Genomic DNA, 12,419 nt, shown 5'->3' with positions numbered 1-12,419 from the left:
ACCCATATAGTAAACGAATTTATCTAGGTATATCTTTCGGCTCTTTTGTTTTTCTTATTCATTTACCATTTCCCTGTTCTCAATTTAATACATCATGGCATACTTTAATATCAACTACTGATTTTTAATTTTATCAAATCTTATTTTTGTAATTTTGCCATCTTTATTTTGTACGTAATCACGCATATACTCCCCCGGCTCGGCAATTGTGTGAGCTTCTGCTATTTCTTCAGGGTTGCTCAATTCTTCACCAAGCCATAATGTAATTCCTCTGCGTGACACAGCTTCCAACTCAATTTGAAGCCGTTCTTTACCTTTGTTCTTTTTCATTATTGACATTACTCTCCTTTCCCATGAAACTAGAACATGTATAAAAAGAGATACGTTGTGATATATTATTAGTTCTATATTTCATGAATTTAATAAAAATTCTTTGAAGTCACACCACATGTACCTGCAATTATTTGATTTGTTTAATTTGGAATTTGCGTGGAATTATGACAGATAAGCGTCATATAGAATTTTAGAATTATTTTCATTGTTTTGAATTAAGAAGTTAAAATTATAATTTTGATGTATGCCTCACCCCTTTTGTGCAAGACACTGGCATAAGCTTCAAGCTCATTATAAACAACCTATTTCTTTTTTGCAACAAATTTTGACTTTTTATTTTTTAATTTTTTATGAATTCTTTAGAAAAACTTTCATTGGATTTGCTTTACATTCCATATAATTTTGTTTATAATTATCTAAACTAGTGTAAACTAGTTATGTATTCTATTATTCTTGATAAGTAAGGATGTGATAATATGAAGATAGAAAAGGTCAATGATAATCAAATACGTTGCACACTAACCAGAGAAGATTTAGCCAATCGTCAATTAAAACTTAGCGAATTAGCTTATGGTACTGAAAAAGCAAAAACACTTTTTCGCGATATGATGCAGCAAGCCGCTTTTGAATTTGGTTTTGAAGCAGAAGACATTCCTTTAATGATTGAGGCAATACCTTTGTCCTCAGATTGTATCACACTTATTATTACGAAAGTGGAATATCCAGAAGAATTAGATACTCGTTTTTCCAAGTTTGCTCCTTCTAACGATGACTCTGATACTACAGAGGATATGATGGATTCACTCAATTTTGAAGGTGCGGATGATGTACTTGGATTATTTCAAAAAATCCATGAGAAAAAGCGAAAAGCGAAAGAGACTGATAAAAAACAGCAAGAATTTATTCCTCTTGAAGAAGCATTATCCAAAACTTCTGTAACATCAGAGGAAGAAAAGGCTTCTGAAGATATACTGGTTCCTGTTAACTTGACGAAACTATATGCATTTAACCATTTAGAAGAAGTTAATAAACTGGCTCATGTCTTAAATTTTTATTACGACGGAACTAACACATTATATAAAAATAGAGATTTAGGAATATATTATCTCGTTCTTCACAAGGATTCACACACTCCAGAAGAGTTTAATAAGATTTGTAATATTCTATCAGAATATGCACAACAAGAAAAATATACAAAAGCTACCGAGGCATTTTTCCAAGAACATCTTGAAGTATTAATTAACGAAAATGCTCTTCAAGTACTTGCAACGTTATGAAAAATTAGATTATCAGAAACAAGACCTATCGAATAGCATTCGGTAGGTCTTTTATTTATGCACAACCCGCAGATAGGCAGCGCTGTGCACCCCTAACAGGTATTTATTCAGCTGCTGCAAGACCTTCATTAATTTTCGCAACTAACGCATCTGCATCCATACCGTGAACTGCTGCTGCATCTTCAATTGATTCTGCTTGAGCAGATGGACATCCCAAACAATGCATTCCGGCCTCCATAAGAATCGGTGCTATTACCGGACTCATTCTTACAACTTCTCCAATTAACATATCTTTAGATACTTGTACCATGACATAGCCTCCTTTTTTTTGAATTAAAACGCATAACTAACGTCTAAGTGAAATATTATCATTCTCTTATGTTTTTGTCAAACATTCTAAATCAATTATTTTAACTCTAATAACACTAAATACAATATTTTTACTTTTATATTTTTGACAATTTTTCAGAAAATAATTAGCACGAAAACTAATATTTTACTTGTATTAAAAGTGCTTTTGTATTAAAATAAAATAAAGTCTACATAAGCTAGACGTATAGTAAGATTTTTTAAGGAGGATAAATTTATGGCATATGTAATTTCTGACGCTTGCGTAAGCTGTGGATCATGTGAAGGAGAATGTCCAGTAGGAGCAATTGCTGCCGGCGATGGACAATATGTAATTGACGCTAACACATGCATCGACTGTGGTTCATGTGCAGGATGTTGCCCAACTGGTGCAATTTCTGCTGAATAATTTAAAGATAAAGAGCTGTTGCATCTTCTTGTAACAGCTCTTTTAAATGGCTAATTGATTATGAAATAGCCTCAGATTTAACTTTACCTTCTTTTCTAAGAAATCCAAACTTTTTCTTTTTCTTTCCATCATCTACAGAATTTTTAACCTCTTTTTTTACTTGTTCACCTTTTTTACTATGTAACGCTTCGTTAATTTTCTGAAATCTTTTTTCGTCCTGTTCATCCTGAAGCCTCAACAAATAATCCATCTCTTTAATTACCTGACTGCTTACATGTTGTCCAACTTCTTTACTCAATTGTTCACTATTCTCTAATAAAGCTTTTGCGATCATGCTATTCATCATAGCTTGAAATTGTTTCATTTTGTCACTTTGAGCAGCTGTTACATTAGGGCTATTTTTCATTTTTTTACTCTCCATCGGAACTGATAAATCATTTTCTATAATAAGCATTTTTATCGCTTTTAATTGAAAACCCTGCTCCTTTAATTCTTTTATCTTTTTAAACTGCCTTATATTTTCTTCTGTATAATAACGGTGTCCCATTTCATTTCTAAGGATATCCAATTCTAATTCTTCTTCCCAGTAACGTAGTACATGAGCTTCAACATCTACTAACTTAGCTGCGTCTGAAATCATATAACGTACCTTTGTCATATCGCTCCTCCTTATATTTTTTCGGAATCTATTTAACTCTCATTGTATATATTATATCATAGAGCATACGTGCTTCAACCATTAGTCATCGTGGGTTTGAGACAAAAAAAAGCAGGCGCTGACTCATACTTACAGCATCTGCTTTTAGTTTCTATTTTTCCATATTTGCAAATTTTGTATAATTTGGTAACCATACTAAATTTACAGTCCCAATAGGACCATTTCTTTGTTTTGCTATTATTACTTCTGCTATATTTTTATTCTCAGAGTCTTTATTATAATAGTCATCTCTATACAGAAACATAACTACATCGGCATCTTGCTCGATAGCTCCAGATTCACGTAAATCTGACAACATTGGACGATGATCCGGTCTTTGTTCCACTGCACGGCTTAACTGGGATAACGCTATGACCGGAACACTTAATTCTCTGGCTAATGCTTTTAACGAACGGGAAATATCTGAAATCTCCTGTTGACGTGACTCACTTCTTCCGCTTCCAGACATTAGCTGCAAATAATCAATGATTACTAAGTCTAATTGATGTTCAAGTTTATACTTTCTGCATTTTGACCTTAACTCAGATATAGAGATTCCTGGTGTATCATCAATTATTAATTGTGACCTTCCAATGATACCTGCTCCTTCAATCAGCTTTTCCCAATCAGAATCTCCTAAATTTCCGGTTCGAAGCAATTGTGAATCTACTTTTGATTCTAAAGCAAACAAACGATTCACTAATTGCTCCTTTGACATTTCCAAGCTGAATATTGCCGTAGTCTGGTTTGCACGAAAAGCCACATGCTGAGCAATATTTAATACAAACGCAGTTTTTCCCATGGATGGTCTCGCTGCAACCAAAATCAAATCTGAACGCTGCAGCCCGGACATTTTGTAATCCAAATCTACAAACCCTGTTGGGATTCCGGTTACTGTACCTTTTGTTTTTGACGCCTTTTCAATCTTTTCTAACGCATTAATAACTACTTCTTTAATTGGCACATAATCTCCAGTACTTCTTCGTTGTAATAAATGAAATACATCTTTTTCCGTTTGATCCAAAATCACTTCTAACTGATCTTTATCCAGATAACAACGATTTGCAATCTCTTCCGTTGTTCTTATTAATCTACGAAGCATTGCCTTTTCGCTTACTATATTAGCATAATACTTTATATTCGCAGAAGTAGGCACATTCGTTACCAAATCTCCAACATATTCAAGACTGCTGATTTCCGGAGGCACATCTTTTTCCTTCAACCGGTTTTGTAACGTTATTAAATCTACCGGTTTCCCCTCATTATAAAGTTCTACCATTGATTCGAATAATACTCCATACTGCTGCTGATAAAAATCATCTCTAAAAATGATTTCAGAGGCAATAACAATTGCCTCTCTATCCATAATCATAGAACCTATCACCGCTTGCTCCGCCTCTATACTATGCGGTAGTATACGTTTTATCAGATTTTCCTCCATATAGGTTCCTCCTATTCTTCAATAACTTTAACTTTTAAGACAGCTGAAACCTTTGGATGTATTTTAACAGTTACTTGGTGCATTCCCAATGTTTTAATTGTGTCAGACAACTGCAGCTTCTTTTTGTCAATATCCATCTTAAATTGATCTTTTACTGCTTTTGCAATTTCTTTAGATGCAATAGAGCCAAATGTCTTTCCACCTTCTCCGGTCTTTATGGATAATACTACTGTTATTTCTTCAACTTTTTTTGCGATTTCCTGTGCAGCTGCCAAATGTTCTGCAGCTAATTTTTCTTCATTTGCTTTTTGTAATTTTAAATCATTTAAATTTTTTGACGTTGCCTCTATCGCTAACTTTTTAGGAAACAACATATTTCTGGCATATCCATCATTAACATTTACTAATTCTCCTTTTTTACCAAGAGATTTAACATCTTCAATTAAAATTACTTTCATTTTATCTCTCCTTCTTCCATCATGTCGTCTATCGTATCCTTCACAGTGTTAACAGCATCTTCTATTGTATAGCCTGACAGCTGTGCTCCTGCTATCGTCATATGACCGCCGCCACCTATACGTTCCATGATTAATTGAACATTCACTTCATCAATTGACCTTGCGCTAATATAAATAACTCCATTATAATTGGTAAAAACAATCGAAGCTTGTATCCCTATTATATTTAACAATTCATTGGCTGTCTGTGCCCCAACAATTGTCGGACTTTCAATCCCATCACTTGGACATATGCTGATAGCAAATGAATCCCTATAGATCTCAGCTCTTCGGACCGCTTCTGCTCTTGCTTTATAGGCCGTAATATCATTTCTGAACATCTTTCTAACCCTTGTAACATCCGCACCACTTCGTCTTAAATAAGCTGCAGCTTCAAATGTACGGACGCCTGTTTTTGTCATGAAATTATTCGTATCAATCATAATTCCCGCATAAAGACAATCTGCCTCTACCTGTCTGAGTTTCATATTCTCGGAAAAATATTGAAGTACCTCAGCTACCATTTCGCAAGTAGAGGAGGCATAAGGCTCTATATAGGATAATGTAGCATTCTCTATCGTCTCACTGCTCTGTCTATGATGATCTAATACAACTAATGATTTACATTTTGTGAGTATTTCTTTACATTCCGTAAAATTAGGTCTGTTCACATCAACCACAACTACTACGGTATTGTTATCTACAATATCCATCGCCTCATTACTGTTGATAAACATTTCCTCATTATAGTCTTTATTATTAATAAAACAATTCATCAAAGGTCTCACCGAAGTGGTTACTTCGTTGATCACAATATATGCTTTTTTATCGAGTTCTTCGGCTGCTCTATAAACTCCAATGGAAGCTCCAAAGGAATCCACATCTCCAATACTATGTCCCATAACTACAATTTTATCTTTTGTTCCCATGATTTCACGAAGTGCATGGGCTTTTACTCTTGCTTTTACGCGAGTGCTCTTCTCTACCTGTTTTGACTTACCTCCATAATATGAAATATTTTCATTATTCTTAATAACGACTTGGTCCCCGCCTCTGCCTAATGCTAAATCAATTGCCATTCGAGAGTATTCATAATTCTGGATATAAGTTCCACCGCTTACACCTACTCCAATACTTAAAGTAACCGCCATCTCGTTTCCAATATTGACCGTTTTTACTTCTTCCAAAATACTAAATTTATCTTTTTCTAATGTATCTAAATACTTTTGTTTAATAACCACAAAAAATTTATCTTTTTCGATTTTACGTACAAGTCCGTCTACACTAACAAAATATTTACTTATTTTACGTTCAATTAAAGCTATTAATAAAGAACGTCTCACTTCTTCAACCGATTCTAAAGCTTCTTCATAATTATCCAGATAAACAAGCGCCGTAACTAACTTCTGATCTTGATTTTCTTTTATACAATGGTTAAGTTCTGTTTCATCGAAAAGATACACAGCTGTTATATAATCTTCATTCATATCTGTTTCTATCAAATCCGTATTCTGAGTCACAAAATCAACAGCAATCTTTGTAATATTTAAACGATAGTAATTGTCTCCGAACTTAAAATGAACTGGTTCTTCTTTTTTCAATACATCTTGAGTAATGCTCGGAAAAATTGCTGTAATAGATTTATAATAATTTTTTTCTTTTTTAACTGTTTTAGCAAAGCTATGGTTCATCCATAAAAATTTTCCTTTGTTATCTAAAAGAGCATACGGAATGTCCAAATCAGCCAATAATTGCTTTTGTACCTGACCATATTGTGTTGCAAAGTTAATAAGTTCGTTCATTATCGTCGGCTTATTTTGAATATATAATAATAATACAACTAACACATAGATTACAACAAAAAGAGACATAAGAATTCCTGCATTTATATCAATAGCATAAATCCAAATGTTCATTGCAATTAATAAAGCTGTCAGCAACAATGGCCAACGCATATATACTTTTAACTGACCTTTTAACTTGATTTTTTTATTCATCACTTGTAATTTCCCCTTGGATTAGTAAATCATTATACGCAAACAATTATATTATACCATTTTTATGTAGTATAGAAAAGGTTTTTCTGCGATTGATTAGTTCCTTCATTCATATCTCCTCTAAATAGCATTGTCTAATTATTTATATAATATCATTTTTTGTACTCCCTCGCAAATTTTTATATAAATTCAAAACTTATTTTACAGTGATTAAAGAGCATTTTTGAGTATAATAACAAACCGCCATGCCAGAACACTGGTATGACGGTAAATAATTCAATAAATATTAAATTTAATCCATTACGTATGGCATTAAAGCAATATGTCTTGCTCTTTTAATTGCAACAGTAAGAGCTCTTTGATGTTTCGCACAGTTACCTGTGATTCTTCTAGGAAGAATTTTCCCTCTTTCTGATACATATCTTTTTAATTTATTTACATCTTTATATTCAATAGAACTATCTTTTCCACAGAAAACGCAAACTTTTTTTCTTCTACGTCCGCCTCTTCTTTTCATTGGAGAATCACCTCTATCATTTCTATTATATGCCATGATGTTACCTCCTAATCCTAATTTTTCTTAGTTAAATGGTAATTCTTCGTCAATTCCATCTGGAATATTCATAAAGCCATCTCCTGCCGCTTCACTAGGAGCGGGTCTGGATGCCTGCTGGTATCCGCCTTCACTGGCAGCTGCTTTGCTTTCAGCAAATTCTTGTTCTTCAACAACAACATCGGTCGTATATACTTTCTGACCATCTTTGTTGGTGTAACTGCCCGTCTGAATTCGTCCTGTTACAGCAATCTTTGTGCCTTGACGAAAATATTTCTCTGCAAACTCACCTTGTTTACCAAATGCTACACATCCAATAAAATCAGCGGTTGCATCTCCATCTCTTTTAAACCGTCTATCTACAGCAAGTGTATACCTTGCAATAGCCATTGCATTATCACCTTGAGAATATCTTACTTCCGGATCACGTGTTAAACGTCCCATCAGAATTACTTTATTCATCGGATCTCCTCTTTTCTTATCTCTATGCTTCTTGTCTGATGCATAAATATCTGATTACATTTTCCATAATACGAATATTTTTTTCAACTTCGCTTGGACAACCAGGATTTGAATCGAATTGAATGAAATAGTAAAAACCTTCTTTCATTTTCTGAATTTCGTAAGCTAATCTTTTCTTACCCCATTCATCAACATTCGTAACTGTACCACCGAAACGAGAAATATATTCTTTCACTTTTTCTACGGTCGCTACTCTTGCTTCATCTTCGATCTTTGCATTAACAACAAGTGCTAATTCATATTTGTTCATGCTAATCGTACCTCCTTTTGGTCTCTGGCCCCCTACTCTTAGTTAGGGAACAAGGAATTATAATATATCACAAGTTAAAATGATACCATAATTTTACTTAGTTATCAAGCTTTTTACGTATTTTTTTCGTATTTTTCTCTACTAATTTCCTTGAAATCATGATCTGATGTCCACAACCCATACATTTTAAACGAAAGTCTGCACCTACCCTCATAATTTCCCAATCATAACTTTTACACGGATGTGGTTTTTTCAATGTAACAATATCACCAACATTATATTCCATTAGACTTCTTACTCCTTCTTTTTATATTCTAATCTGCTTTAAAATTTCTCCTATATTACCTTGCACTAATAAATCTGCTTCATGATCCATTGGTGTTGTCGATTTGTTGATTAATATAAGTTTATTCCCACTATAATATTGAATAAGACCTGCTGCCGGATATACCGCCAATGAAGTTCCCCCAATAATAACAGCGTCTGCTTTCTGAAGATAGTAGATTGCTCTTTTTAATGTTTCTTCATTCAGACCTTCCTCATATAATACAACATCAGGTTTAATTATTCCTCCGCAACTGCAGACAGGAACCCCCTGAAAATTAATAATATCCTCTGCATTATATTGTTTACGACATTTTAGACAATAGTTTCTATGCACAGAGCCATGCAGCTCCAATACCTCCTGACTTCCAGCCAGTTGGTGAAGTCCGTCTATATTCTGCGTGATTACCGCTTTTAATTTCCCGGAACGCTCCATTTCAGCCAATTTTAGATGAGCTGCATTCGGTTTTGCATCTAAATATAACATTTTTTTCTTATAAAACCGATAAAATTCTTCTGGTTTTCTCATAAAATAAGTATGACTTAAAATTGTTTCCGGAGGTTCATCATATTCCTGATGATATAGACCGTCAACACTTCTAAAATCAGGAAGTCCGCTTTCTGTCGATACACCTGCACCTCCAAAAAAAACGATATTATCACTGTTTGTAATGATTTCCTGTAAACATCTTATTTGCTCCATAAACACTCATTCCTTTCGAATTACTTATTTTTCTTCATAAGTTTCTACTCTGACTGCGTGTACCAAAAACCGGTTATCCGGATTTGCGGTACAAGTGGATAATGAAATTATGGAATCATCCGTACTCAAATTTATTCCAGTATCATAACTACTGTAATTTTGAATCATCTTAAGATAATTTTCATATTCTTTCTTATCCTTATAATCTGTTTGATAACTGTCACCATCTGACCGAACAATATAGCAGGAAAAAATGCGATATCGATAATTTGCTGTTGGAGTATAGATCCAAATATATTGATTTTTGTCATAAAACTCTTTCCGTTCATACTGTTTCAATTTCCCGAACATCGTACCATTTTTCATATTATGACCATAAATAAAAGTATTTTGAGCTTTGAATAACTCTTTATTTTGATAATCCAAGAAAATGCTTCCGGATGTATTTTCTGTGTTTCTGTATGTATGATGCAGATAATAGTCGTTATCAGTGCCCTGCATTATTGGGTAACTAATTGGAATCAATTCAAACTCAATCCACCCTTTTATATTGTCATTCATCTTTTTTAACTTATCAAAATCCACTATTTTTTTATAGGTATCTGTCTGCCTGTCTTTTCTGTCTTCAACATCAGAAGTCTGTTCCATAACTACTTCATCACGTAAGTTGTCATATTCATCCACTGCTTTCTGATATTCAGAAAAAATGGAATATAATTTGTAAGCAGAGATTAAAAAAACTGCCAAAGCTATTACTAAAATTAGTTTGCGTATTCTTTCTCTGCAAATTTCTCTATTCTTTTCTCGGTCTTGATTCTTCACACTTATCCCTCCCCTAAATAAACTGTGCGTACTTAATGTAAAAAACACCTCACGTTAGCTGAAGTGTGAACATTAATAAATTCTTTTTTCATTATATCATTTCTTTAAATTATGGCAAGTAAAACCGTTGTTTGCAATTTTCACCAATATTTGACATTTCATGGGTTTTATTTCATAATCTCTTTGGGCGGACATTTATATTTAAACTGAATTTAACACTACGTTTTATTTATCTACGTATAAATGTTATGAATAACTAATAAGAATGGAGTGTATAAGTATGAAAAAAAGGAAAAACTACCTATTTTTTATTTTATTATCTTTCTGCTTTCTAATACTTTATACCGGTAATCCTAGCAATAAAGTAGAAGCTGCGAAGATAAAGAAAATCAAATCACTGAAATTTAAAACAGTCGGTAAAACGGTTACGGTATCAAAAAAAGAATCTAAAAAGCTTAGAGTCACCCGTAAGCCTTCCAATGCAGCGAATATGAAACTCATTTGGACTTCAAGCAGACCCTCTGTTGTTTCTGTTGCAAAAAATGGGGTAGTTACCGGCAGAAAAAAAGGAACATCCACTATTTCAGCCCGAACTACAGACGGCTCTAATCTAAAAATAAAATGTAAAGTAACGGTAGGTAAAAAAGTGAAATCTGTAAAATTTTTAAATTCTCGAAAGCTTTCAGTTTTAAAAGCAGGTTCAACTTATAAACTCAAAGCTTCCATCTCACCATCATCAGCATCCAATAAAAAACTTTCTTGGACTTCCAGCAATTCTTCTGTTGTTCAAGTCTCTTCTTCCGGAGTCGTAAAAGCAAAAAGAAACGGCACTGCCAAAATAACGGTATGCTCAACGGATGGTACAAATAAAAAGCAGACATGTAAAGTCAAAGTATTCACTCCTGTTTCTTCTGTTTGTTTATATTCGCCATCAGGAAATACCCTGGTACAAAAAGGTGCAACGCTATCATTAAACGCCTCTATTCTTCCCAAAACTGCATCAAAAACCACTTTAAACTGGTCTTCCAGTAACCCTACTGTCGCTATAGTAAACAATTTAGGTGTTGTAACTGCAGTAAATTCAGGTGTTACTTTTATTACAGCATTCTCTACAGATGGATCCAACAAATCCACAACGATTAAAATTATTGTAGATTGTTTGAATGCAAGCACTACCAAACTAGTCGCCCACAGAGGTTATAGCGCTATGGCACCTGAAAATTCACTTGCTGCTTTTCAGTTAGCATGTCAAAGCAACTTCTGGGGCGTTGAACTTGACATATGGGAAACAATTGATCATGAATTTGTAGTAACACATAATAACTCGTTACTGGCTAGATGTGGCGTTTCTGTTAATGTTACTGATTTGACTCTGGAGCAGGCGACCAGTTATACAATAGTTAATGCTAATAATGTTTCTTCCTATCCGAATCAGAAGATTCCTGCTTTGAAACAAGCATTAGATATCTTTGCTCAATATCCATATATACGACCTGTCATAGAAATAAAACAATCTTTAAGTAAAGAATCATTAACGCATTTATTAGAATTACTTAACAGCTATCATATGATGGATCGGGTTAATATTATTTCCTTTAAAGCAAATAATCTTACTACCATACGTACACTGAAACAATTAGGTGGTGATACGGTTTCTCTTCAATATTTAATTAAAAACCCGGTTGATAGCACAGTAAAATATTGTATAGAAAACCGAATTGAATTGAACTGTGATTATCGATATGTAAATCCTTCTTTTGTATCAACCTTACATGCAAATGGGCGTAAATCTATCGTTTATACTGTGAATTCTTATGCTGACGCCTATAGAGTTGTAAAGACTGCAGGTGTGGATATTATTACTTCGGATAATAAGTTGTTTTAGATTTGGTTCATAAGAACATAGTATAGAAATTATACTTGACAAAGATATACGATAAGAATAATATATATTTAAAGATAATAATTCATCTTAAATTGTAGGATATTTACTTGAGTTCGATAAACAATACAATAAAAAGGTGCTATCAGTAAACGGTCTAGCCCTTTTTAGATTATTATTTGAAATAACCGTAACCTTGGTAGGGGGGCGGTTATTTTCTTTTGGTCAATTTATAAGTCATGCCTACTATCGCGACTAACACAATAGTATATTGAAATAAATCCGTAAATGTCACCATAGCAATTCCTCCTTAATAGCATCTTCTTTTGAAGTATGTATAGAAGCAGAGGACTTGCGCCCTCTG

15 protein-coding genes are annotated in these 12,419 nt (G+C 33.6%); 3 read left to right on the top strand and 12 right to left on the bottom strand.

Annotation, left to right across the window (positions count from 1 at the left end):
• Window positions 1-114: 114 nt before the first annotated feature.
• On the bottom strand, window positions 115-330 hold the full coding sequence (locus DWV06_RS02990) for a hypothetical protein (RefSeq protein ID WP_115480690.1): 216 nt from the start codon (window positions 328-330) through the stop codon (window positions 115-117).
• 479 nt (window positions 331-809) lie between these two features.
• Between DWV06_RS02990 and DWV06_RS02985 the strand changes: the two genes are divergently transcribed.
• Window positions 810-1,610 (top strand): adaptor protein MecA, encoded by an 801-nt coding sequence (locus DWV06_RS02985; RefSeq protein ID WP_115480689.1) that lies wholly within the window; start codon window positions 810-812, stop codon window positions 1,608-1,610.
• A 103-nt stretch (window positions 1,611-1,713) separates the two neighbouring features.
• On the opposite strand, the gene DWV06_RS02980 is transcribed toward DWV06_RS02985, so the two are convergent.
• Entirely contained in the window at window positions 1,714-1,920 is a 207-nt protein-coding gene (locus DWV06_RS02980) for a DUF1858 domain-containing protein (protein WP_115480688.1), read from the bottom strand.
• A gap of 276 nt (window positions 1,921-2,196) precedes the next feature.
• Between DWV06_RS02980 and DWV06_RS02975 the strand changes: the two genes are divergently transcribed.
• On the top strand, window positions 2,197-2,367 hold the full coding sequence (locus tag DWV06_RS02975; RefSeq protein WP_115480687.1) for a DUF362 domain-containing protein: 171 nt from the start codon (window positions 2,197-2,199) through the stop codon (window positions 2,365-2,367).
• A 58-nt stretch (window positions 2,368-2,425) separates the two neighbouring features.
• Here DWV06_RS02975 and DWV06_RS02970 read toward each other — a convergent pair whose 3' ends face one another.
• The 10 genes from DWV06_RS02970 to srtB all read right to left on the bottom strand — a co-directional run bounded on the left by DWV06_RS02970 (window position 2,426) and on the right by srtB (window position 10,173).
• Window positions 2,426-3,025, bottom strand: a complete 600-nt coding sequence (locus tag DWV06_RS02970; protein WP_115480686.1) for a MerR family transcriptional regulator — start codon at window positions 3,023-3,025, stop codon at window positions 2,426-2,428.
• A gap of 151 nt (window positions 3,026-3,176) precedes the next feature.
• Window positions 3,177-4,505 (bottom strand): replicative DNA helicase, encoded by a 1,329-nt coding sequence (gene dnaB / locus DWV06_RS02965; protein ID WP_115480685.1) that lies wholly within the window; start codon window positions 4,503-4,505, stop codon window positions 3,177-3,179.
• Between the two features lie 11 nt (window positions 4,506-4,516).
• The gene (gene rplI, locus DWV06_RS02960) at window positions 4,517-4,963 is read right to left on the bottom strand and encodes a 50S ribosomal protein L9 (RefSeq protein ID WP_115480684.1); all 447 of its coding nucleotides are present in this window, start codon (window positions 4,961-4,963) and stop codon (window positions 4,517-4,519) included.
• Complete coding sequence (locus DWV06_RS02955) at window positions 4,960-6,999, bottom strand: DHH family phosphoesterase (RefSeq protein ID WP_115480978.1); 2,040 nt, start codon at window positions 6,997-6,999, stop codon at window positions 4,960-4,962. Before DWV06_RS02955 ends, rplI begins: the two co-directional genes overlap by 4 nt.
• 292 nt (window positions 7,000-7,291) lie before the next feature.
• Complete coding sequence (rpsR, locus tag DWV06_RS02950) at window positions 7,292-7,552, bottom strand: 30S ribosomal protein S18 (protein WP_115480683.1); 261 nt, start codon at window positions 7,550-7,552, stop codon at window positions 7,292-7,294.
• Between the two features lie 27 nt (window positions 7,553-7,579).
• A complete protein-coding gene (locus DWV06_RS02945; RefSeq protein WP_115480682.1) occupies window positions 7,580-8,014 on the bottom strand; it encodes a single-stranded DNA-binding protein in 435 nt (144 codons plus the stop codon).
• 22 nt (window positions 8,015-8,036) lie between these two features.
• Window positions 8,037-8,324, bottom strand: a complete 288-nt coding sequence (gene rpsF / locus DWV06_RS02940) for a 30S ribosomal protein S6 (RefSeq protein WP_115480681.1) — start codon at window positions 8,322-8,324, stop codon at window positions 8,037-8,039.
• Window positions 8,325-8,421: 97 nt separating this feature from the next.
• Window positions 8,422-8,610 (bottom strand): DUF951 domain-containing protein, encoded by a 189-nt coding sequence (locus tag DWV06_RS02935; RefSeq protein WP_115480680.1) that lies wholly within the window; start codon window positions 8,608-8,610, stop codon window positions 8,422-8,424.
• A gap of 21 nt (window positions 8,611-8,631) precedes the next feature.
• A complete protein-coding gene (locus DWV06_RS02930; RefSeq protein ID WP_115480679.1) occupies window positions 8,632-9,351 on the bottom strand; it encodes an NAD-dependent protein deacylase in 720 nt (239 codons plus the stop codon).
• Between the two features lie 24 nt (window positions 9,352-9,375).
• A complete protein-coding gene (gene srtB / locus DWV06_RS02925; protein WP_162300555.1) occupies window positions 9,376-10,173 on the bottom strand; it encodes a class B sortase in 798 nt (265 codons plus the stop codon).
• A 280-nt stretch (window positions 10,174-10,453) separates the two neighbouring features.
• On the opposite strand from srtB, the gene DWV06_RS02920 reads away from it, so the two are divergent.
• Window positions 10,454-12,058: an Ig-like domain-containing protein gene (locus tag DWV06_RS02920; RefSeq protein WP_162300554.1), complete on the top strand. Its 1,605-nt coding sequence runs from the start codon at window positions 10,454-10,456 to the stop codon at window positions 12,056-12,058.
• The last annotated feature ends 361 nt before the right edge of the window (window positions 12,059-12,419 follow it).

The organism is Anaerosacchariphilus polymeriproducens (assembly GCF_003363435.1).
In the GTDB taxonomy this organism is placed as follows: Bacteria; Bacillota; Clostridia; order Lachnospirales; family Lachnospiraceae; genus Anaerosacchariphilus; species Anaerosacchariphilus polymeriproducens.
This window is presented reverse-complemented; position numbering and strand designations above follow the sequence as displayed.